19 protein-coding genes and 1 pseudogene are annotated in these 22252 nt (G+C 72.5%); 6 read left to right on the top strand and 14 right to left on the bottom strand.

Annotated elements, in window-relative coordinates; all coding sequences use genetic code 11:
* Nucleotides 1-165: 165 nt before the first annotated feature.
* The 6 genes from DDP54_RS06420 to DDP54_RS06400 all read right to left on the bottom strand — a co-directional run bounded on the left by DDP54_RS06420 (nt 166) and on the right by DDP54_RS06400 (nt 5322).
* A protein-coding gene (locus DDP54_RS06420) for an IS3 family transposase (RefSeq protein WP_109130919.1) occupies nt 166-1391 on the bottom strand; the annotation gives its coding sequence in 2 pieces (ribosomal slippage) (nt 166-1082 and nt 1082-1391; 1227 coding nt in all).
* Nucleotides 1297-1803, bottom strand: a complete 507-nt coding sequence (locus DDP54_RS17950; protein WP_146192373.1) for a hypothetical protein — start codon at nt 1801-1803, stop codon at nt 1297-1299. The genes DDP54_RS06420 and DDP54_RS17950 overlap by 95 nt, the downstream gene beginning before the upstream one ends.
* 229 nt (nt 1804-2032) lie before the next feature.
* Nucleotides 2033-2263: an AbrB/MazE/SpoVT family DNA-binding domain-containing protein gene (locus tag DDP54_RS06415; protein WP_109132398.1), complete on the bottom strand. Its 231-nt coding sequence runs from the start codon at nt 2261-2263 to the stop codon at nt 2033-2035.
* A 38-nt stretch (nt 2264-2301) separates the two neighbouring features.
* Nucleotides 2302-3486 (bottom strand): ABC transporter permease, encoded by a 1185-nt coding sequence (locus DDP54_RS06410; RefSeq protein WP_109131044.1) that lies wholly within the window; start codon nt 3484-3486, stop codon nt 2302-2304.
* Nucleotides 3486-4403 (bottom strand): ATP-binding cassette domain-containing protein, encoded by a 918-nt coding sequence (locus DDP54_RS06405; RefSeq protein ID WP_109131043.1) that lies wholly within the window; start codon nt 4401-4403, stop codon nt 3486-3488. The genes DDP54_RS06410 and DDP54_RS06405 overlap by 1 nt, the downstream gene beginning before the upstream one ends.
* Complete coding sequence (locus tag DDP54_RS06400) at nt 4363-5322, bottom strand: EamA family transporter (protein WP_109131042.1); 960 nt, start codon at nt 5320-5322, stop codon at nt 4363-4365. Before DDP54_RS06400 ends, DDP54_RS06405 begins: the two co-directional genes overlap by 41 nt.
* 45 nt (nt 5323-5367) lie before the next feature.
* On the opposite strand from DDP54_RS06400, the pseudogene DDP54_RS18555 reads away from it, so the two are divergent.
* A pseudogene (locus DDP54_RS18555) lies at nt 5368-5634 on the top strand (MarR family transcriptional regulator); the annotation flags it as partial.
* A 231-nt stretch (nt 5635-5865) separates the two neighbouring features.
* On the opposite strand, the gene DDP54_RS06390 reads toward DDP54_RS18555, so the two are convergent.
* The 3 genes from DDP54_RS06390 to DDP54_RS06380 are packed head-to-tail and all read right to left on the bottom strand — an operon-like array spanning nt 5866 to nt 9127.
* Complete coding sequence (locus tag DDP54_RS06390) at nt 5866-7710, bottom strand: carbohydrate-binding domain-containing protein (protein ID WP_109131041.1); 1845 nt, start codon at nt 7708-7710, stop codon at nt 5866-5868.
* Between the two features lie 38 nt (nt 7711-7748).
* Nucleotides 7749-8528: a polyphosphate polymerase domain-containing protein gene (locus tag DDP54_RS06385; RefSeq protein ID WP_109131040.1), complete on the bottom strand. Its 780-nt coding sequence runs from the start codon at nt 8526-8528 to the stop codon at nt 7749-7751.
* On the bottom strand, nt 8525-9127 hold the full coding sequence (locus DDP54_RS06380) for a DUF4956 domain-containing protein (protein ID WP_109131039.1): 603 nt from the start codon (nt 9125-9127) through the stop codon (nt 8525-8527). Before DDP54_RS06380 ends, DDP54_RS06385 begins: the two co-directional genes overlap by 4 nt.
* A 135-nt stretch (nt 9128-9262) precedes the next feature.
* Here DDP54_RS06380 and DDP54_RS06375 point away from each other — a divergent pair, with 135 nt between their 5' ends.
* The 5 genes from DDP54_RS06375 (at nt 9263) to DDP54_RS06355 (ending at nt 13837) form a co-directional block, all read left to right on the top strand.
* The gene (locus DDP54_RS06375; RefSeq protein WP_109132397.1) at nt 9263-10588 is read left to right on the top strand and encodes an alpha/beta fold hydrolase; all 1326 of its coding nucleotides are present in this window, start codon (nt 9263-9265) and stop codon (nt 10586-10588) included.
* A gap of 72 nt (nt 10589-10660) precedes the next feature.
* Nucleotides 10661-11227 (top strand): TetR/AcrR family transcriptional regulator, encoded by a 567-nt coding sequence (locus tag DDP54_RS06370; protein WP_109131038.1) that lies wholly within the window; start codon nt 10661-10663, stop codon nt 11225-11227.
* Nucleotides 11228-11276: 49 nt separating this feature from the next.
* Entirely contained in the window at nt 11277-12047 is a 771-nt protein-coding gene (locus DDP54_RS06365; RefSeq protein ID WP_109131037.1) for an ABC transporter ATP-binding protein, read from the top strand.
* Entirely contained in the window at nt 12047-12820 is a 774-nt protein-coding gene (locus DDP54_RS06360) for an ABC transporter permease (RefSeq protein WP_242448255.1), read from the top strand. Before DDP54_RS06365 ends, DDP54_RS06360 begins: the two co-directional genes overlap by 1 nt.
* 78 nt (nt 12821-12898) lie before the next feature.
* Nucleotides 12899-13837, top strand: coding sequence for a DNA glycosylase (locus tag DDP54_RS06355; protein ID WP_109131035.1), 939 nt, complete (start codon nt 12899-12901; stop codon nt 13835-13837).
* Here DDP54_RS06355 and DDP54_RS06350 read toward each other — a convergent pair.
* Genes DDP54_RS06350 through DDP54_RS06330 form a run of 5 tightly spaced genes read right to left on the bottom strand, consistent with a single transcriptional unit; the run spans nt 13827 to nt 22135 of the window.
* Nucleotides 13827-17306: a hypothetical protein gene (locus DDP54_RS06350; protein WP_109131034.1), complete on the bottom strand. Its 3480-nt coding sequence runs from the start codon at nt 17304-17306 to the stop codon at nt 13827-13829. The two genes, DDP54_RS06355 and DDP54_RS06350, sit on opposite strands and share 11 nt — an antisense overlap.
* On the bottom strand, nt 17303-18523 hold the full coding sequence (locus DDP54_RS06345) for a family 1 glycosylhydrolase (protein WP_109132396.1): 1221 nt from the start codon (nt 18521-18523) through the stop codon (nt 17303-17305). Before DDP54_RS06345 ends, DDP54_RS06350 begins: the two co-directional genes overlap by 4 nt.
* On the bottom strand, nt 18523-20208 hold the full coding sequence (locus DDP54_RS06340; RefSeq protein ID WP_109131033.1) for an ABC transporter ATP-binding protein: 1686 nt from the start codon (nt 20206-20208) through the stop codon (nt 18523-18525). The genes DDP54_RS06345 and DDP54_RS06340 overlap by 1 nt, the downstream gene beginning before the upstream one ends.
* Nucleotides 20205-21158, bottom strand: a complete 954-nt coding sequence (locus tag DDP54_RS06335) for an ABC transporter permease (protein WP_109131032.1) — start codon at nt 21156-21158, stop codon at nt 20205-20207. The genes DDP54_RS06340 and DDP54_RS06335 overlap by 4 nt, the downstream gene beginning before the upstream one ends.
* Nucleotides 21155-22135, bottom strand: a complete 981-nt coding sequence (locus DDP54_RS06330; protein ID WP_109131031.1) for an ABC transporter permease — start codon at nt 22133-22135, stop codon at nt 21155-21157. The genes DDP54_RS06335 and DDP54_RS06330 overlap by 4 nt, the downstream gene beginning before the upstream one ends.
* Between the last annotated feature and the right edge of the window lie 117 nt (nt 22136-22252).

Raw genomic sequence — 22252 nt, 5'->3', positions numbered from 1 at the left:
TGTCGGCTCATGCCAACCAAGGCCCACATCTGCTGTCTGGTGGCCAGGTCATACACCTTCGGCCGGTGTGAACCGCACATCGAGAAAGTCCCGGTTCCACTCAGGCCCAGTGCTCGCCCAGGAGGTCGGGGGGCTTGACCCCCGGTGGTGGACACGCGGTGGGTTTCACGCGGCGGTGGCCAGCGTAGCCGCGTAGTGGGTGTTCTCGTAGGTGATGGGGCTGAGGTAGTCGCAGTAGGAGTGGCGGCGGCGGGTGTTGTAGCGGGTGATCCACGCGAACACGACCCGACGTGCGGTGGTCGCGTCGGGCCACCCGTGGGAGCCGGCGAGGGTCTCGCGCTTGAGGGAGGCGTTGAAGGACTCGGCCATTGCGTTGTCCGCAGAGGTCCCCACGGCGCCCATGGAGCGGGTCACGCCCAGCCGCTCGCAGAGCGCGGTGTAGTCCTTGGCGACGTACTGACCGCCGTGGTCGCTGTGAAAGATCGCCCCGGCCAGCGACCCGCGTTCTCGGGCGGCTGCGCGCAGGGCGTCGGCGACCAGGTCGGTGCGCATGTGGTCGGCGATCGACCAGCCGACCAGGCGCCGGGAGTAGCAGTCGATCACGGTGGCCAGGTAGAGGAACTGCCCGGCCCCGCAGGGCAGGTAGGTGATGTCCCCGACGTACTTCGTGTTCGGTGCGTGGGCCGTGAAGTCACGCTCGAGCAGGTCCGGGACCAGCTGGCCGTCCGGGTCGGGCACGGTGGTGCGCACCCGTCGGCGCAGCCGGATCCCGGCGATGTGATGGGCGCGCATCACCCGGGCGACGCGCTTGTGGTTGACACGCTCCTGCTCGCCGGCGCCGTCGTTGAGCTCGGCGGTGATCCGCGGCGCCCCGCACGCACTGTCGGTGGCGTGCACCGCGGCGATCCGCGCGGCCAGGGCCGCATCGGCCGTCTGGCGTGCCGCGCGGGCCGGGGCTGCGGACAGCCATTTGTAGAACGAGGACCGTGCGACCTGAACGACCTGGCACAACCGCTTCACCTCGAAGGTGGACTGGTGGTCGGCGACGAACTGGAAGCGGCTCACCAGTTCGTCTCCCCGGCGAAATACTTCGCCGCCGCGCGCAAGATCTCCCGCTCGGTGCTCAGCTTGCGCTCGGAGTCCTCCAGCTCACGCACCCGCGAGCGAAGTCGCACGAGCTCCTGCTCGGGTGTCTCACCCGGCGGCGGGGCCGTCGATGCCGGCCGGGACTGCCCGCGGATCGCCACCCCAGCGGCCTTGATCCAACCCGACAGGGTCGTGTCCATGATCCCCAGATCAGCCGCGATCCCCGCGACCGTCGCTGTCGGCGTCGAGCGGTACAGCTCGACCGCATCGCGGCGGAACTCCGCCGAGTACGTCTTCCTCGCCATGATCAGATCTTCTCGCTTCCTCCAGGCCAGACCTGGAATCAGCGTGTCCACCCTCAGGGGTCAAGGCCCCGGGACCGTGGGTGAGCGGTTCTTGCGCGAGCTTGCGACGTCGCGCGGCGATCTGTGCACGCATCGCCCGATACAGGTTCTCGCCCCCGGGACTCGGCACGGGTCGCCAATAGATCTGGACGTTGTCCGCGATCGCCTCGGCGAGAGCCTCCGCCTGCCTCGTCGTGTACTCGCGCGACGGACGCCCACCCTCTGAAACCACCCAGATCGCGGTGGGCCCCTCGTGGCGTAGATGCCATGAAGAAACGGCGCCGACCTCAAGCAGGTAATCGAGAAAGTCGCCGAGATGCTGCTGGCGGCCCAATTTGTACGGCTTGCGCAAGTAGCGGGCGTAGCTGTCCATCGTCTGCCCTTCCGAAATCGTTAGCTGACTCTCGGTGGATCCAGTGGGGGGGTAGCTTGCCGCGCCGGTGAGGCGGGGGAACGTCGTGAGTGCCGATCTCGGGTGACCATGCAAAGCGCTGTGTGGCTGACGGCCGCCGGGACGGCTCGGCGTGCCCGGATGCCGGTGTCCGCACGGGGCTTTCGGTGAACAACTCCGCGCATTGGTTGCGCCGCGCCCGGCGGCCCGCTCACCACGGTTCTGCGGTGTACTCGCGCTCGGCAGCCTTGCGACGTTCGGTGAGCAGCTGAGGGACAAGCTCGGCGTCGGCCAGCTGAGTGCGCACCTGGTCGCGCGCCTGCTCCCGGGTCATCACCACCAGACCGGACGTCGTCTCGAGCAGGATGAGAGGCGCACCCACGGCCAGGCCGGCGCGTTCGCGTACCTGCGCGGGGACGACCAACCGTCCTCGCGAGCCCATCGTCACGGCGTGCGCCCCCCTCGTCCCGCTCGGCAGCGTCACTGGCTCACCGGCCGGCGCCCGATGACCTCGCGCAGCTTCACGCGGTGGCCGGTGATGAGCAGGGCCCGGCGGTAGATGGACGACGCGAGCGAGACGAGCAGCACCGCGGTGCCGGCCGTGAGCGCCATCGCGAGCAGCAGCTGGTAGAGCGGGACCTCGCCCGCGGCCCACCGGATCGGCATCGCCAACGGTGCGCTGAGCGGGAACATCGACGCCGCCACGCCCCACCCGCCGTTCGGGTCGCCCGCGACGACGGTGAGCGCCAGGAGGTAGCCCGCGAGGAGGGTCATGGTGACGGGCAGGATCGCCGAGCCGACCTCGGTGACCTTGTTGACGAGCGCCGCGGTCGCCGCGAACAGGAACGCGTAGAGCAGGAACCCGAGGACGAACCACACGACGGCGAGCGCGATGTCGCCCCCGGCGACCGGTGGCAGCCCGATGTCGTCGGTGACCCGCAGGGCGACCACGAGCGGTGTCGCGAGCACGAGCATCTGCAGGAGCGTGGCCGCACCGACGGCCAGCACGGTGCCCACGAGCACCTGGCTGGGGCGCAGGACGGCGAGCAGCACCTCGGAGATGCGGGTGGACTTCTCCATGGCCACGGTCGTGGCGATCGCGCTCCCCGCGAAGGTCAGCGCGAGGTACAGGAGGATGCCGACGGCGATCCCGACGCCGGCGCGTCCCTCGTCGGCCACGCGGCCGACGCTGATCTGCGTGGGCGGCCGCACGGACTGGATCTCGGCGACCTGCGCGGCACTCAGCCCCGCCTCGGCGAGGCGGCTCGACATCTCGAGAGTCATCACGGTCTGGGCCACGAGGGCCGGGAAGGTCAGGCCCGCCTGGGACGACGTGTAGAGGTTGTGCCCGGCGAGGCCCGCGGTGGCGTCACCGTCGCGGACCGCGAGCCGGACGGCGTCCTCGGTGTCGCGGGTCACGAACGTCACCGTGAACCCGCCCGACGAGCCCGCCGCGTCGAGCGTCGCCACGACGGCCGCCGGCGCGTCGCCGATCGTCGCGAGCGTGTACGTCGTGGGGCCGCCACCGAGCAGCCGCGGGAGGACGACGGCAGCGATGGAGACGAGCAGCAGCAGGCCGGTGACGACACTGAACGACCGCGACCGGACGTTCTCGACGAGCCCTCGCTCCGCCACCAGGCGGGTGCCCTGCCACCAGGCGCGCATCAGCTCGCTCCGTCCCAGTCGACGGTGCGGTCGGCCGCTGCCAGGAACAGCTGCGAGAGGGTGGGCAGCTCGAGCCCGAAGTCGACGACCCGGCCGCCCGCCCGGGCGGCGTCGAGCAGGTCGAGGGGCTCGACGTCGTGCGGGACCTCGAGGCGCAGGTCGTCGGCCTCGGCGCTGATGACCGTCACGCCGGGCCAGGCGTCGAGCCAGGAGCGGTTCGGCGCGTCGACGTGCAGCCGCAGCTGGCGTCGGCCCGACGACGCGCGCAGCGTGGCGACGTTGCCCTGGAGCACCGCGCGCCCGCGGTCGATCATCGCGATGTCCTCGCAGAGGTCCTGGACGAGGTCGAGCTGGTGGCTCGAGAACAGCATGGTGCAGCCGGCGTCGGCACGCTGGCGCAGGGTCTCGGACAGGCTCGCGACGGCCACCGGGTCGAGGCCGGCGAACGGCTCGTCGAGGACGATGACCTCGGGCTCGTGCACGAGGGCGGTCGCGAGCTGAAGGCGCTGCTGCATGCCGCCGGACAGCTTGTCGGTGCGGTCCGCCCACCGGTCGTCGAGGTCGAGCTCGGCGAGCAGCGCGTGCGCCCGGGTCGTCGCATCGCGCTTGGACAGCCCGTGCAGCCGCCCGAAGTGCACGACCTGGTCGCCCGCCGGCATCCCGGGGTACAGCCCGCGCTCCTGCGGCATGTAGCCCCACCTGCGGCGGTCCTCCTCGACGACCGGACGGCCGTCGTACCGCACCTGCCCGTGGTCCGGGCTCAGCACGCCGAGCAGGATCCGCAGGAGGGTCGTCTTGCCGGCGCCGTTCGGGCCGAGGAGGCCGGTGAGCACGCCCGGGACGACGTCGAGACTCACTCCGTCGAGGGCCACGCGGTCACCGAAGGCGTGCTGGACGTCTCTGATCTCGAGCGTCATGACCCGACCCTACCCACGCGAGCACGGGCCGCGACGGCCTTTCGTCGTGGGCAGCGGCGGCCCGTGCTCGGCACGGGATGACGGCGGTGAGGATCGAGGTGAGGACGATCGCGACCCCGGCGACCTGCGCTGCGGCCATCGCCTGACCGGCGAGCAGCCAGCCGAGCAGAATGGCGACGACAGGGCTCAGCAGGCCCAGGAACGAGGGGATCCGCGTGGGCAGGCGGGCGATCCCGCGGAACCACATCACGTACGCGAAGGCCGTCCCCAGCAGCGACAGGTAGGCGTAGCCCGCCAGGTTCCGCGCCGTGAGGAGTTCCGGCGGCAGCCCCTCGATCGTCAGCAGGAGGGGGACCAGCGTGAGGCCGCCCGCGACGAGCTGCCAGCTCGTGGTCGTCAGCGGGGGCGCCGGCTGACCCCACTTCTTCGCCAGGACGATCCCCGTCCCCATCGAGAGTGCGCCGCCCACGGCAGCGACGAGACCGAGGGCGTCCAGCCGCGCCTGGGCGCGCAGCACGATGAGGGCGACACCGGCGAGGCCGGCGACTGCGGAGAACACGGCGCGGGTGGTCACGCGTTCGCCGAGCACCCGGTGCGCGAGCAGTGCGACGAGGAGCGGCTGGATCGCCCCGACCATGGCGGCCACGCCACCGGGGAGGCGGTAGGCGGCCACGAAGAGCAGCGCGAAGAACGCGGCGATGTTGAGCGTGCCGAGAACCCAGGACCTCCACCACCAGATGCCGTGAGGCAGTCGTCGGCACATGAGGAGAAGGAGGACGCCTGCGGGCAGGGCGCGCAGGGTTGCCGCGAGCAGGGGACGGTCGGCGGGCAGCAGCGTCGTCGTCGCCAGGTAGGTCGAGCCCCAGAGCGCGGGCGCTGCGGCTGTGCCGATCAGGAGGGCCGGGTATTTGCTAAGCACTTAGTGATAGTAACTAAGCGCTTAGCGTTTGGCTAGCATGGCGGGATGACCGACGACGTCGACCGCATCCTCGAGCAGTGGCACAGCGAGAAGCCGGGTCTCGACGTGTCCCCGATGGGCGTCGTCGGGCGGCTGAGCCGGGCCTCCGCGGCCGTCGACGCACGCCTCGCGCGGACCTTCGCCGAGCACGGGATCGACGCCTCGTCGTTCGACGTCCTGGCCACCCTGCTGCGCAGCGGCCCGCCCTACCGGATCTCGCCGCGCGTGCTCGCCCGCGACGCCATGATCACCACCAGCGCGGTCGCTCAGCGTCTCAACAAGCTGGAACGCCGTGGCTTCGTCCGCCGGGCCCCCGACCCCGACGACGGCCGCGGCACGGTCATCGCCCTCACCGAGGCGGGACGGGCGGCCGTCGAGACGACCCTGCCCGCCCACCTCGAGACCGAGCAGGCGATCCTGGCGACGCTGAGCCCCCCGAGCGGGTCCAGCTGGCGACGCTCCTGCAGAAGATCCGGGACGCCGCACAGCCGGAGCGCTGAGAGCTCAGCCCCGACCGCCGGGACGCCCGGCGCCCATCTGCCCGCCGCCGCCCATCCCGGCCGCGACCTCACCGGCCGTCCCGGTGGCCGCGATGCTGGACCCGGCCGTCCCGAGCGCGTCGGCCGAAGCGAGCCCGCCTGTCGTGCCGGTCACGGTCCCGCCGACCGCCGCCTGGTACTCCTGGCCGGTCACCACCGCGGGGGAGGAGTAGACGACCGAGCTGAAGGTCTTCGTCGAGTCGAACGCGGCGACGACCGAGCCGTCCGCGGCCAGGATGTTCACGACCGTCCCGGCGGGCTGCTGCGCGGAGAACGTCAGGCCGACGAACGACTGCGTGGAGGTCGCGGACGGGGTCTGCGCCATGCCGGACGAGCCGACCGCGATGAGCTCCCCGCCGGAGATGTCGAACGTGCCGTTGTAGTCGAGCGAGCCGTTGCCGCTGGTCGTGGGCCCGGACACCACGACCGTGCCGCCCGACATCGTCATCGACCCGTTGGAGTCGAGGCCGTCACCGTCGGCGTCGACGACGAGGGTGCCGCCGGTGATGGTCAGGGAGCTGCCGTCGGCGCCCATCGACCCGCCACCCGCCCCGCCCGCGCCGGCGGACGTCGTGCCGGTCGACGCGTTCACGCCGTCGTCGCTCGCCACCACGGAGACCGTCCCGCCGCCCACGGTGATCGCCGTCGACTCCAGGCCCTCGTACGAGCGGGTCACGTCGACCGAGCCGGCGCTGATCTGCAGCGCGTTGTCCGCGTGGATGCCGTCGTCGCCCGCGGCGATCGTCACCTCGCCGCCCGCGACCGACACGACCCCGTTGGAGTGGATGGCGTCGTCGGCCGAGTCGAGCATGACCTGGCCGCCGCCGATGACGACGGACACGTCACCGACCAGGCCCTTCGGGGTGGCGTCGGCCGCGAGCTGGGCCGTGCTGCCGCCGCCGGCGACGACCGTCAGGGTCCCGTCGCCGACGATCACGTCGGTCGCTGCGGCCACGCCGTCGTCCACGGACGTCACCGTGATCTCGCCGCTCGCGACGTACACGTAGCCGAGGGCGGCGTCGTCGGCGTTGTCGGACTTGAGGCCGTCCCCGCCCGCGTCGACCGTCAGTGTCCCGCCGGACACGACGAGGTAGTCCTTGCCGCGGATGCCGTCGTCGGCCGCGGTGACCGTGATCGTGCCGGACTCGATGACGAGGCCGTCCTTGCTGGAGATGCCGTCGTTCGCGTTGCCCTCGACCGTCAGCGCGCCCGTGCCGGTGATGGTGAGGTCGGCCGTCGAGAACAGGGCCGCGTTGGGCTCGTCGGTCGTCGCATCCGGGTACACGTACGTCGCGGCGTCGGACAGGTGGTTCGTGGTGCCGTCCGCGAGCACGACGACGGCCTGGTCGGCGTCCATGATCTGCAGCGGAGACGTCGTCGAGCTCGAGACGTCGGCGCCCGCGAGCACGATCCGCACGAGCCCGTCGGCCGCGCTGCTCACGACGACCTGCCCGTCGTCGAGCGTCCCGGTGATGCGGTAGGTGCCGGGCGCGGTGATCGTCACGGTCGAGCCGTCGACGGTCACGCCCTCGCCGGTCACCGTGGCGGACGAACCCGTGAGGGCGATCGCGACCTCGGCGGACTCGTCCCAGGTGGACTCGGCGGTGTGGGCCGCCGTGTTTGCGGCGAGCGCCTGCTCGACCGTGAGGTTCGCATCGGTGGCCGCGATGGCGGTCGTGGTCGTGCCGGACGACGTCGAGGAGGTGGACGTGCTGGTCGTGCCGGCGGGCGTCGCCGTGGACGAGCAGCCCGCGAGCAGCACCGCGACGATCGCGGCGGGGGCAAGGAAGGTGGCAGTGGGACGTCGCATCGTGAGCTCCAGGTGAGGGGAAGGGGTGGGGGAAAGGGTCAGTGCAGGGCGAGCGTGAGGTGCCGGTCGAGGACGCGTCGCCACGGGGCGGCCGGCAGCTCCGGGTGCAGGGCCGCCATGCCGGTGCCGTACTTCGACATCCGCAGCGGGCGGTAGCCGTGCCGCCACAGGAGGCGGTCGGTGGACGACGGGGTCGAGCCGGTCTTCGTCTCGACGACCGCGAACCCGCGCAGTGCGAGCTCCTCGCCCGTGTCGGCGGCCGTCCAGACGAGGTCGGTGTCGAGCGTCGTGCGGCTCTGGGTGCCCGGCAGGTAGAGGGTCGTGCGGCGGTACCGGCTCACGAGCGTCGGCGCGAGCGGGCCGTCGACGGCCTCGGGCAGGTGCGCGTCGTCGAGGACCCCGTCGGCGAACCGGCGGGCGTCGGTCGTCAGCCGCTCCCGAGCGTCCGGGTCGTGCTCCTGCCGCGTCTTGACGGTGCTGCCGCGCGACCCGCGCGTCTTGACCTCGACCCAGCACTCGGCGGAGTCGACGTACGTGCGGGTGCGGACCTTGTAGCGCCGACGCCGACGCCGGGCCGCTCCCAGGTAGCTCGTCAGGTCGGGCGTGTCGAAGTACACCGACTCGTACGCGAAGTCGCGGTCGGCGCCGATCTGCAGGATCCGGGCGCCGGGCTCGAGCTCCTGCAGCAGTCCGTCGAGCGCCACGAGCGGCACGAGGTACTTGCGGTCGATCCGCGTCTGCAGCGCAGCCAGGGCGTTGAGCTCGTCGAGGTCGATCGGGGCGAGCGCGTCGAGGGCGCCCAGGATGGCGGTCGTCATCGCGTCGCGCCCGGCCAGGAGGGCTGGTCCTCGGCGGGTGTGCGGGCCGTGGGGCCCGTGCCGAGCTCGTAGCGGACCTCGAGCGACGTCGTGTCGTTGACGAGGTCGACGCGCTGGACGGCCACCCGGTGCACGCGCGCGCCCAGCAGCTGCTCGAGGTGCGCGACGAGCGCGACCTCGTCGGTGATGGCCCGGTCGAGGACCATGACCTGCTGGCGGTAGCGGGGGAACAGGCGCGGGCTGTCGCCGACCGCGAGGACGACCACGAGGAGCGCCATGAGCGCGATCGTCAGCCCCGTCGAGCTGCCCGGCAGCCCGCCGAGCAGGCCCAGCGCGAGCGCCGAGAAGTAGTACGCCACCTCGTGCTGGGTCAGCTCGGTGGACCGCAGCCGGATGATCGACAGCACACCGAACAGCCCCAGCCCCAGTCCGGCGCCGACCGTGCTCTGCCCGAGCGCCCCGGCGACGGCCAGCACGCCGACGTTGACGCCCAGGTAGGCGACGACGAGGTCGCGGCGGCGGTGACGGGGGAAGTACAGGCCGAGGACGAGGACGCTGATCGCGACGAGGTCGACGGCGTAGAGCAGGTACTGCGACATGGGACGCTCCCGGGTGGGTCTCGTGGTGTGGCCTCTATCCAGCGCCCCGGGCCTGTGGCTCGTCTGTGCGGGGCCTGAGACGGGGGTCAGGATGTGGGCCCCTCGGCGACCACTGCAGTGGCCTACGGTGGGCCGATGAGCGAGATCACCCAGGTCGGGGACGCAGCGGCGGGGGAGTACCGGGCGGCGGGGCTGCTCGTGCGCGAGCGCCGGGTCCAGGTCCCGGTCGACTGGGCGGACCCCGCGCGGTTCGGGTCGATCGAGGTGTTCGCCCGCGAGGTCGTCGACCCGAAGCGGGCGGCCGACGACCTGCCCCTGCTGCTGTTCCTGCAGGGCGGCCCGGGCGGCCAGGGCCCCCGGCCGATGCCCGGTGGCTGGCTCGCGACCGCCACCAAGACCCACCGCGTCGTGCTGCTCGACCAGCGCGGGACGGGCCGGTCCTCGCGCGTCGACGGCCGGGTGATCGGCCGGTTCCCCACGGCGGACGTGACCGCCGACTACCTTGCGTGCTTCCGTGGCGACGCGATCGTCGCGGACGCCGAGCACCTGCGGGCGACCGTCTACGGCGGCCGGCAGTGGTCGACCCTCGGCCAGTCGTACGGCGGCTTCCTCACGCTCGTCTACCTTTCCCGGCACCCCGAGGCGCTGACCGCCTGCTACGTGACGGGCGGCCTGCCGGGCACGACCGCGACCGCCGAGGACGTGTACCGCAGCACCTACCCGCGTCAGGCGGCGCGCAACCGTGAGCTCGCGCGGCTGCACCCGTCCGACGTCGACGCGCTGAACCGTCTCGCAGACCGGCTCGCCGTCGGGGACGTCACCCTGCCGACCGGCGAACCGTTCAGCGTCTCCCGCCTGCAGATGCTCGGCATGCCGTTCGGCATGAGCACGGGCATCGATGCGCTGCACTGGCTGCTCGACACGGCGTTCGACGACGGCACGGACGACCCGTCGTCGGCGTTCGGCGCCGCCGTCGCGCACGAGACCGCGTTCGAGGCGAACCCGCTGTACGCCGTCCTGCAGGAGGTCATCTACCACCAGGGCGAGCGCGCCGGCGGCTGGGCGGCCCAGGCCGAGCACGACCGGTGGCCGTCGTTCGCGGTCGGTGCGAGGCCGCTGCAGCTCACCGGCGAGGCGATCTTCCCGTGGATGTACGCCGAGCACCGCGCGCTGCAGCCGTTCGTGGCGGCCGCCGACGTGCTCGCCGCGCGCACGTCGTGGCCCGCGCTGTACGACCTCGACCGGCTCGCCGCCAACGACGTGCCGGTCGCTGCCGTGCAGTACTTCGACGACCCGTACGTCGACCTCGACCTCGCGCTGGGGACGGCCGCGGGGATCGGCAACGCGCAGGTCTGGGTCACCAACGAGCACCTGCACGACGGGCTGCGCGTCGCGGGCGACGTGATCCTGCCGCGGCTCATCGACCTGGCCGCGGGGACCTGGACCGTGACCGGGCGGTAGGCGCCGAACCGGCTCGCGGTGGTGCGGGACACTCTCTTGCCTCGCGCGATGTTAGTCACTAACATTTGAGCGGTGACGACTCGCGCTGAACGCAGGTCGGCGTTGCTGCAGAGCACCGCCCTGCGGCTCTTTCTCGAGCGTGGCTACGACGAGACGACGGTGGCCCAGATCGCCGCCGCCGCCGGTGTCTCGCACATGACGTTCTTCCGGCACTTCCCGACGAAGGAGTCCGTCGTCGTCGGCGACCCGTACGACCCGCTCATCGCCGAGGCGGTCCAGCAGCAGCCTGTCGACCTGCCTGCCTTCGAGCGGGTCCGGCGCGGCCTGCTCGCCGCGTGGAGCCAGATGCCCGAGATGGCGATGGGCGAGACGCGCGACCGGATCCGGCTCGCTGTTCGCCACCCCGCCCTGAGGGCTGCGAGCCAGGAGAGCAGCCGGGCCACCGAGGCGATCGTCGTGGCCGCGCTCGAGGACACGGGTGTCCCGCACGTCGAGGCGATCGTCGCGACCGGCGCCTGTCTCGGCGCGATCATGGCCGCCCTGGTCGACTGGGGTGTCGACCCGGACGCCGGGCCGCTCGGCCCACGCGTCGTCGCGGCACTCGAGGCCCTGCCGCACGCACCCGACGCGGCGCGGTAGCCGGCGCACGCGCAACCGAACCACAGTCCACACCGTTCAGGAGCCCACCATGGCTGACCCGATCCAGCTCGCCTCCGCGAGCACGGGGACCGCAACCCTCGAGGCGCGCGGCCTGAGCCGTGCCTTCGGGGACATCACCGCCGTCGACGGCGTCCACCTCCAGGTCCTCCCGGGCGAGATCCACGCGCTCGTGGGGCTCAACGGCGCCGGCAAGACGACCCTCATGCGCCTGCTGCTCGGCATGGTGCACGCCGACTCCGGCACCGCCACCGTGCACGGCCACGAGGTGGCCGCCTGCACCCCGGACGACTGGGCGCGCGTCGGGCACCTCATCGAGACGCCGTTCGCCTACCCCGAGCTGACGGTCACCGAGAACGTCGTGGCGGCCGCGCGGCTGCACCTGCTCGCCCGCGAGGACGCCGAGCGGGCCGCTGCGGAGGCGGTCACGGCGCTCGCGCTCACGCCGTGGGCCGGTCGCCGCGCCCGGGTGCTCTCCCTCGGCAACCGCCAGCGCCTCGGCCTCGCGTGCGCGCTCGTGCACCGGCCGACCGTGCTCCTGCTCGACGAGCCGACCAACGCCCTCGACCCGCGCGGCGTCCTCGTGGTCCGCAGGGTGCTCCGGGACGCGGCCGAGCGTGGCGCCGCCGTCCTGGTCTCCAGCCACCACCTGGACGAGGTCGCACGCATCGCGCACACGATCACGGTGATGCACCGCGGCGTCGTCATCGGCCGCCTCGACCCCGGCGGTGCCGACCTCGAACGGCGCTTCTTCGACATGGTCTACGCCGCCGAGCCCGACCTTCCGGAGGGCGTGCAGTGATGCGCGCCGCCCTCGCCGTCGAGCTGCTCAAGATGCGACGCTCCCGCGTCGTCGCGGTGGCGAGCGCGCTCATGGTGGTGCTGATGCCTGCCCTGGCCGCAGGCTTCATGGCGGCGTACCTCGCCGGCGGTGACAGCCAGCTGTCCGCGAAGGTGAGCACGATGATCACCGGGTCGACCTGGTCGGACTACCTCGGCCTGATGGCCCAGCTGCTCTCGGTCGGTGCGTTTCTCGGCGTCGGCTTCGTGGTCTCGTGGGTGTTCGGCCGGGAGTACTCGGACGGCACCATCGGATCGCTGTACGCGCTGCCCGTGAGCCGTGACCGCATCGCGTGGGCGAAGGGGCTGCTGGTTCTCGGCTGGGGCTGTGCGGCCTCGGTGCTGGCCGCCGTCGTCGCGGTGCCGATCGGCCTGGTGATCGGGCTCGACGGCCCGGCCGGTGTCGACGACATCGCGCGGGCGGTCGCGTTGCCCGTCACCGTCGCGGTGCTCACCACGTTGCTCGCCCTGCCGCTCGCCCTGGTCGCGAGCGCCGGGCGGGGGTACCTGCCGGCCGTGGCGGCGCTCATCGGGATCGTCGTCGTGACCCAGGTCGTGACCGTCTTCGGGGCCGGAGCCTGGTTCCCGTGGGCTGCTCCCGGGCTGTGGTCGGGGATGGGCGGTGCCGAGCTCGCGTCGAGCGTCACCCCGGTGCAGCTCGCGCTCCCGGTGCTCGTCGGGGTGCTCGGGCTCTGGGCGACCGCGGCCTGGTGGCAGCGGGCCGAGGTGGTCTGACCCGCGACGGTGCTGCACCCGGCCTCGCAGGCGTAGCCGTAGCCGTCCAGCAGACGCAGCCGTCTACGCTGGGCGACCGTGCCTGAAGGTCATACCGTCCACCGCATCGCGCGGCAGCTCGACCGCGACTTCGTCGGGCACCGGCTGACCGTGACGTCCCCGCAGGGACGGTTCGCGGCGGGGGCCGCACGCCTCGACGGGCGCGTGCTCGTGGCGTCACGCGCGGTCGGCAAGCAGCTGTTCCTCACGGTCGAGGGCGGCGACGTGCTGCGCGTCCACCTCGGCCTGTACGGCGCGTGGGACTTCTTCGGGCGGATCTCGCCGCTCACCGAGGGCGGCGTCGCGTTCGGCAGCATGGGCGCCCCGCGGCTGCGCCGGGCCGTGCGGATGGGCGAGGGCGAGCTCGACCTCGCGGTGCGCTCCGACGGGCAGCCCGACGTGTTCCCGCCGCCGCCCGTCGGGCAGGTGCGCGTCCGGATCGCGACCGGGGAGAGCGTCGCGGACCTGCGGGGGCCGACGGCGTGCGAGGTGCTCGACCCGTCGGCCGCGCAGGTCGCGGTCGCGCGGCTGGGACCGGACCCCGCGACCGAGCCTGACCTTGAGGCCGCGGGCGAGGTCGTCGTGCGGCGGCTCACGACGCGCGCGACGCCCGTCGGGCAGCTCCTGATGGACCAGTCGGTCGTCGCGGGGATCGGCAACATCTACCGCGCCGAGCTGCTGTTCCGCGCGCGGCTCGACCCGTGGACCCCCGGTCGCCGCGTCCCGACCGACCTGGCCCGGGCGCTGTGGCAGGACTGGGCGACGCTGCTCGACGACGGGATCGCCACCGGCGTCATGCTGACGCGCGAGGACCTCGACGACGCGGGCCGGGCGGTCGCGCTCGTCGACCGCGACGAACGGCACTGGGTCTACGGTCGCGCGGGCCGGCCATGCCGGGTGTGCGGCGCACCGGTGCTCGTCGAGCTCATGGCCGCGCGCAAGCTCTACCGCTGCGTGGTCTGCCAGCTCACGCCGTGAGCGTGCTGCGGTCGGTCCCGACGTGCACCTCGATCACCGCCGCGGCGTCCGTCCCGAGCTCGGCCAGGTCGATCCGCAGGCCGCCCCGCCGGTAGGCCGCGGGCACCTCGACGCCCGGCAGCGGCCAGCCGCCGATCTCCACGCGCACCGGGGCGTCGCCGGGCTCGACGTGGTACCGCACGGTGCGGTGGACCCCGCCGAGGTCGATCCCGATCGTCGTGCCGTCGTCCTCGAGCGCGAGGACCGGGTCGACGACGACGGCGCCCGCGCGCTCGACGATCCCGAGCGCGCCCTGCACGACCTGCCGCAGATAGATGCCCGGGCCGCTCGAGTAGACGCGCCAGCCGCCCTTGACCGCCACGGTCCCGTCCCGCAGCCCGTCGAAGTGGGCCGCGGCGTCGTACCGGTCGGTGAAGGCCGCGTCGGACGACGAGTAGTAGCAGTTGCGCTGCCGTGGCGCGCTCGTCGCGAGCCGGTCGTGCTGCCCGACAGGGCTGATCCGCAGCAGCTCGGTGACGAGCCGTTCCCGGCCGAGCGTCGCGAGCGCCTGCGTGTAGCGGACGTGCGCGTGCGTGTACATCAGCCCGACCTCGCGGCCGAAGTTCGCCGCCTGCTCACCGCGCCGGAAGTACCGCGTGATCCCGTCGTGGAACGGTGCGGGCCGGTCCATGAGCCGGACGCCGTCGGGGAAGTGCAGGTGCTCCTCGACGAGCGCCTCGTGGTGCAGCGCCTGGTCGGGCGTGAGCAGCCCGGCGATGATCGACCGGGTCATGGGGATGAGCCGGTAGTGCAGACCGGTGCGGTCGTCGGTCGGGTGGATCACCGGCCACGGGCCCTCGGGCGCGAACACGACGTAGCCCGCGAGGACGCCGTCGATCACGAACCGGTCCGTGAACTCCGCGGCGATCGTGTCGGCCTCGGCGCCCAGCTCGGCCGCGAGGCCGGCGTGCGCGGTGCCGCGCAGCTGGCCCTCGAGCGTGCGGGTCGCCTGGTACAGCAGCGCGACCGTCCACGCCGACGCCATCTCCTCGCGCATCGAGGCCTGCGCCGGTTGCAGCGTGTCGTCCCAGTCGCCCTCGCCGTACGAGAGCAGCTGGGTGCCGGGTGCGCGGTGCGAACGGATGTGGTCGAGCGACCGGCGCACGTGCTCGGAGACCGGGACGGGGACGGTCCCCGGGCTGCGGTGGGCGTGGTCCCAGAACGGGACCTCGGCGTCGAGGACCCCGGTGTCACCCGTCGCGGCCAGGTACTCGCCGAGCGCCATGAGCGGCCAGACGACGACGTCGCCGTGCGCGTCGTCCTGGTAGCGCTCGCGGTAGGCGTCGAACATGAACCACTGCGGGAGCGTGCCGTCGACGAGCTGGTGGGCGAAGACCCGCAGCACGATGTCCCGCACGGTGTCGAGGTGCCCGAACGCCAGGTTGAGCTCGAGCGGGCCCTGACACACGTCGCGCGTGCCCCACGCCGCACCCGAGAACTGCTCGAGCCCGTGCGGGACGAGGAAGTGCACGAGGGCGTTCTGGGTGAACCACGGCAGCAGGAGATTGAGCTCGGCGAGCCGGCCGTCGCCCTCGACGTGCAGGTGACGCGTGAAGTCGGCGACGTACGCGCGGTGCGCGGCGAGCTCGGCCTCGACGTCGAGCGGGTGGTCGATGCCGTCGCGGGCGACCTGGAGCGCGGCCGCGCTGCCCTCGAGGTCACCGGTCAGGACGATCGACGCGCTCGTCGCGGCGTCGAACTCGACGGTGACGACCGAGGTGTCCCGCGCACGCGCGTCCGGGAACAGCACGGCGTCGTCACCGAGGCGGCCCGCGGCGGTCGCGAGCACGTAGGCGAGGTCGGGGCAGTGTGCGGCGACGTCGGTCCCGGCATCGGCCGTGAACACGAGGGCCCGGCCGTCGAGCTCGCTCGTCGCGGACCAGCGGCCCTCCCCGAGCTCGACGTCGACCGTGACGAGCAGGTCGAGGGCGTGCTCGGCGTCGACCCGCACCTCGAGGCCCCGCGCGTCGGACCGCACGGTCGTCCGCACGTCGATACGCCCCGCCCCGGTCGCGTAGGCCCAGTGCAGCCCGCCGAGGTCCAGGACCAGGGCCGACGGCACCCCGAGCAGCCGCCACGCACCGTCGATCCGGGCGAGGACGCGCACCCCGCTCGACCGCAGCAGGTTGAGGTGGTTGCGCTGGACCGACACGAACCGGTTGGCCGACGTGTTGCCGACGACGACGTGCGACGCGAACACCCCGTACGCGTAGGCGGTCGCGGAGAACACGTCGACGTTCGGGGTCACGTCGGAGCCGGCCTTGAGCACGTGGCCGTGCGGACGCTCGACGAGCAGCTCCTTGGCCCGGCTGACGACGTGGGTCGCGTCGGCGGTGAAGTACGACAGGAGCGTCCCGTCGGGGGCGGTCTCGGGCCGCAGCACCTCGGCAGCACCCGCCGACGTCGTCGTGAGGCCGACGAGCTCGTCCGTCGTCAGGTCGTCGCCTGCGAGCAGTCGGGCCGAGACGAGCAGGGACCGCTGGGACGGCACCCGGACCCCGGCGGCGCCCTGGTGGTCGGGCTCGGCCTCCGGGTCTGAGTGCCGGCCCGGGGTCGCCGACGACGACATGGGCGCGGTCGTAGCAGCGAGCGCGGCCGCGCGGTCGAGCAGGTCCGGCACGGCGTGCTGCGCGTCGGCGAGCTCGCCGCGGTAGTCGGGCACGAACGCGGTCACGGCATGCACCGTGCGCGGAGCCGTCAGGTCGAACGACGGCCCGAGCAGGGTCGGCATCGCGAACTCGTACTGGTAGGTCAGCGACTCCCAGTCCGCGTCGTCGAGAGCCGCGGCGTGCCCGTCGAGCTTGGCGCCGAGCCCGTAGAACGAGAACCCGTCGGTCAGGTACGCGCGGGCGCCCTCGACCACCGCCGTCAGCGCGAGCGGGAGGACCGGTGCCGTCGCCATGGTCTGACGGCTGGCGACGACGGCTCCCGCGCGCGGGTCGTCGATCACGTGGTGCACGACGTACTGGCTGACGTACGGCTCGTTGCTCGTGGACATCGCCTCGGGGGCGAGCGCGAGGTCCTGGGCGACGACGACGTCGTACGTGGCGCCGTCGTCGGGCGCCCGATCCGCGTCGGCGGTGTCCGCCGAGACGTCGACCCGCCACACCCAGAGCACGCCGTCCGGGTCGAGCGTGAGCGTGACGGCGTACTGCGCGCCGAGGGCCCGGCCGGACCAGCGCGCGCACCGGTCGTCGACCGCGAACGTGCCGTCCGCGTGCCCGCCCACGAGTGCGGCGGACTCGACGGTGCCGTCCGGCGCGCGACGGCGCAGGAACACTCCGCCCACCATGGCGTCGTGCGCCGTGGCGAGGTACTGGCTCACGAGGGTGGCGTCGCCGTGGCGGATCGCCCGGACGTCCCCCGCCGCGGAGAGCTCGATGCGGGTGGCCCCGCCGCGCAGCACGCCCGCGAGCGCCGACGTCGTCACGCGTCGGCCTCGGCAGAGGTGGGGTCGGCCGCGGTGGGGTCGGCCTCGACCGCGTTGGCCCGCGCGACGTCGCCGAGCCAGCGCGCGCTCGGCTTGACGGTGCGCGCGAACGTCTCGCGGTCGACGGCGACGAGACCGAACGTCGGCCCGTACGACCCCCACTCGTAGTTGTCGAGCAGGCTCCAGTAGAGGTAGCCCTCGACCTGGATGCCGTCCGCGATCGCCGCGTGCAGGCCGGTGAGCGCGCCTCGCGTGTAGGCGATCCGGCGCGTGTCGTCGGCGGTCGCGATGCCGTTCTCGGTGACGAGGACGGGGACGCCGGGCACCATCGCGTGGGCGAGGCGGACGCCGTCCTCGAGCGCCCGGGGGTAGAACTCCCACCCGGTGAGGGTCTTCTCGGCGTCGGCAGGGACGGGCAGCGGGCCGCCGGGCCCGATCTTCGTGCGCGTGTACGCCTGCACCCCGACCCAGTCGTCGCCGCGGGCGGCCTCGAGGAACCACGCGTCGCGCGGGTAGCCGTACGCGCGGGCGAGCTCCTCGCAGCCGGGCTCGGGCTGGAAGTCCTGCGTCGCGACGGTCCAGCCCGAGCGGAACGGTCCCGCGGCGGCGAGCACCTCGCGGGCGGACTGGTGGGCGGCGAGCAGCGTGTCGGCGACGCGAGGGTTCGGCGCGGGCTGGCCGAACGCCTGCAGCGTCGTGGGTTCGGCGTGCGCCGGGTCGTCGCCCGCGAACATCGCGACCATGTTGGGCTCGTTGATCGTGCAGACCAGCTCGACCCCGTCGAGCACGGGCAGCACCGCCTCGGTGAACCGTGTGAACCGGTCGACCGCGTCGAGGGCGAGCCAGCCGCCCTCGGCGTCGAACCAGCGGGGGATGGTGAAGTGGTGCAGCGTGACCATCGGCTCGATGCCGAGCTCGCGCGCGGTCTCGACCATGCGGCGGTAGTGGTCCAGCTCGGCCCGCGACACGAAGCCCTTCTCGGGCTCGATCCGCGCCCACTCGAGCGAGAACCGGTAGGTGCCGAGGCCGACGTCGGCCAGGACCTCCATGTCCTCGCGGTAGCGGTGGTAGCTGTCGCACGCGTCGCCGCTCGGCTCCGCGATCGTGGTGCCGGGGGCGTGCTCGCGAGCCCACCAGTCGGTGTTGAGGTTGTTGCCCTCGATCTGGTGGGCCGCGGTCGCGGACCCCCAACGGAACCCCTCGGGGAAGTGCAGCATCATGCGGCGCCTCCGGCCCGGGCCGGCTGGGGGATCGCGTCGAGCAGCTCGACCGTGTACTCGTCCTGGGGGAACCGCAGCACCTGCGCGGTGTCGCCCGACTCCACGACGCGACCGCGGTTGAGCACCATGATCTGGTCGGTCACGAGGCGCGCGGAGAGCAGGTCGTGCGTGATGTACAGCATCGAGACCCCGAACTGGACGCGCAGGTCGTCGAGCAGCGCGAGCACCCCGGCCCGCAGCGAGACGTCGAGCATCGAGACGGGCTCGTCGGCGATGAGGACCTGCGGGTCGCACGCGAGCGCGCGGGCGATGACGACGCGCTGCCGCTGGCCGCCCGAGAGCTGGTGCGGGAGCTTCGCGGCGAACTGCTCGACGGGGGTCAGGCCGACGGTGTCGAGCAGCTCGAGGACGCGGCGGCGTGCCTCGACGCCGCGCAGCGCCGTGTAGTTCACGACGGGTCGCGTGAGCGTGTACTCCACGGTGTGCAGCGGGTTGAGCGCGGAGTACGGGTCCTGGAAGACCATCTGCATCTCGCGCCGCAGGTCCTTGAGCCCCCGGCGGCCGAGGGTCTCGACGCGCACGTCGCCGAACTGCACGCTGCCCGACGTGGGCTTCTCGACCCCGGTGATGAGCTTGGCGATCGTGCTCTTGCCCGAGCCGCTCGCACCCACGAGCGCCATGGCCTGGCCGGGCTCGAGCGTGAACGACACGTGGTCGACGGCGGTGACCGGGTCCTGGCCGCGTCGGGGCGGTGGGTACACCTTGCTGACGTCGTCGACGACGATCGGCGAGTGGGCGAGGCGCGGGGCCTGCGAGCTCCCCGACGACGCCGCGACCGACCGGCCCGAGGTCTCGATCGTCCCGCCGCGCACCGCGAGGCCGGGCAGCTCGACGACCTCGGCGCGGGGGTCCGCGTAGTGGCTGAGCAGCATCCGCGTGTACTCGTGCCGCGGGGCGTGCAGGATCTGCTCGGCGGGCGCGTCCTCGACGATCACGCCCTCGTGCATGACCATGACGCGCGACGTCGACTCGAGCACGACGCCCAGGTCGTGGCTGATGAGCAGCGCCGTGAAGTTCTCGGAGCGCTGCAGCTCGCGGATCGTGTTCATCACGGCGTGCTGCACGAGGACGTCGAGCGCGGTCGTCGGCTCGTCGAACACCATGAGCTGCGGCTCGAGCGACAGGGCGAGCGCGATCGAGACGCGCTGACGCATCCCGCCGGACAGCTCGCCGGGGTACCGGTCGAGCACCGACACGGGCAGCTCGACCTTCTCGACGAGCTCGCGCGCCCGGGCGAGCCGCTTGTCCCGCGGCACGTGGCCGTGCGCAGCGAAGATGTCACCGAAGTGGTGGCGGATCGAGCGCACGGGGTTGAGCGCGTTCATGCCCGACTGCAGCACCATCGCGAACCCGCCCTGGCGCTGGCGCCGCAGGTCCTCGGCCTCGATGCCGGCGATGTCCGTGCCGTCGAACAGGATGCGTCCCGCCGTGACGCGGGCCGGGGGCTTGGACAGCCTCGTGATCGCGAACCCGATCGTCGACTTGCCCGACCCCGACTCGCCCACGAGCCCGACGAACTCTCCGCGCTCGAGCGAGAACGTCGCGTCCTTCACGGCGTACGTCGGCTCGGCTCCGCGCGGCTCGTACACGACCGACAGGTCGGTGACTTCCAGCAGGCTCATCGACCCGCTCCTTCCCGCAGTCGGGGGTTCGACAGTCCGTCGACCCCGAAGTTGATGAGGGTGAGTGAGGTCGCGAGCAGCGCGATGCACAGGCCGGGCGCGAAGAGCAGCACCCACTGGCCGGTGAGGATCGCGTTGGAGTTCTGGGCCCAGAAGAGCATCGAGCCCCAGCTGACGGTCGTGGTGTCCCCGACGCCGAGGAACGACAGACCGGACTCGGCGAGGATCGCGGCGGTCGCCGCACCGAAGAAGCTCCCCGCGATGAGCGAGGTCATGTTCGGCAGGATCTCGCGGAAGACGATCCGCCAGGAGCCCTCGCCCGCGAACTGCGCCGCGGTGACGAAGTCCCGGCCGCGCAGCGACTGGGTCTGCGAGCGCAGCACGCGCGCACCCCACGCCCAGCCGGTGATGACGACGACGAAGATGATCATCGCCAGCCCGCCGTTCTGCAGGTAGGCCGCGACGACGATCATGAGCGGCAGGCCCGGGATCACCAGGAACAGGTTGACGATGAAGTTGACGACGTCGGCGAGCGGCCCGCGCACGTAGCCCCACGAGAGCCCGACGAGCACCGCGATCAGCGTCGACAGCAACCCGGCGAGGAAGCCGACGAGCACCGAGATCCGCGCGCCGAAGACGACCTGGGACAGCACGTCCTCGCCGGCTGCGGTCGTCCCGAACCAGTGCGCGGCGCTGCCGGGCTGGTTGCGACCGAAGCCGTTCTCGGACGCGCCGTAGGGGGCGATGAGCGGTGCGAGGACCGCGAGCAGGACGAAGACGCCCAGGACCACGACGCCGAGGCGTGCCTTCTTGTTGCTCCAGATGGTCTCGACGGCCCGGGTCAGCACGCGCCACGGGGACGCGGGCCCCTTGAGCGGGGGGACGACCGTCGACCCGATGTCGCGTCGGGGTGCACCGGTGGGTTCGGGGAGCATCGCTTGCGTCGTCATCGCCGTGTCCTCGGGTCCAAGAAGCCGTACAGGATGTCGACGATGAAGTTCGCCATCAGGACGCTGATGGTGATCATCAGGAACAGGGCCTGCATGAGGGGGTAGTCCTGGTTGGTCACGGCGTTGTAGAGCAGGTAGCCGACGCCGGGGTAGTTGAAGACCCGTTCGACGAGCAGCGACCCGCCGACGACACCGCCGAGCGCGAGGCCGAAGCCGGTGAGGCTCGGCAGGATCGCGTTGCGGGCGGCGTACCGCAGCGCGACGGTGCGGCTGCGCAGGCCGTTGGCCTCGGCGAACGTCACGTAGTCCTCGCCGAGGGTGTTGATCATCGTGTTGCGCATCCCGAGGATCCAGCCGCCGAGCGACGTGATGAGGATCGTCAGCGCGGGCAGGACCGCGTGGTGCAGGGCGTCGACGAAGAACGTCGCGCTGAGGTTGGGGCTCACGGACGCGCCGTACGCGCCCGACGTCGGGAACCAGCGCAGCACGTACCCGAGGAAGAACAGCAGCAGCAGGGCGGTCCAGAAGTACGGGAACGCGGAGGTGAACGTGCCGCCGAGCGTGGGCAGCGTGTCGAGCCACGTGCCGCGCTTCCAGGCCGCGAGCACCCCGACGAGCGTCCCGATGAGGAACGCGACGATGGTGACGAGCCCGACCATGACGAGCGTCCAGGGCAGCGCCGACGTCACGAGCGACGAGACGCTCTGCGGGAAGAACGTGTACGACACCCCGAAGTCGAGATGGGCGACGTTGCCCAGGTACTGCACGTACTGCGACCAGGCGCTGCCGGTCGGCACGCCGAGCTGGGCCTCGATCGCGGCCTTGGTCGCAGGGCTCACGGGACCGGCCTGGGCGAGCTTCGCGAGGGCCGCGTCCGCCGGCGAGCCGGGCATGAGCCGGGGGAGCAGGAAGTTGAGGGTGATCGCGGCCCATGCCGTGAGCAGCAGCAAGCCGAGCTTGCGCAGGATGTACCGCACGGGGTTCTCCCCTTCGTCGGGACGTTCGTGATGCGGGGACGAGGGTGCCGGACGGGCCGGCGTCCGACCAGGCTCGCGGGAGGGGCGAAGCATGATGTCGCCCCTCCCGCGAGCCTG

Source organism: Cellulomonas sp. WB94, from assembly GCF_003115775.1.
Taxonomy (GTDB): Bacteria; Actinomycetota; Actinomycetes; order Actinomycetales; family Cellulomonadaceae; genus Cellulomonas_A.
The sequence above is the reverse complement of the archived record's forward strand: the minus strand, read 5'-3'. Positions and strand labels throughout refer to the sequence as shown.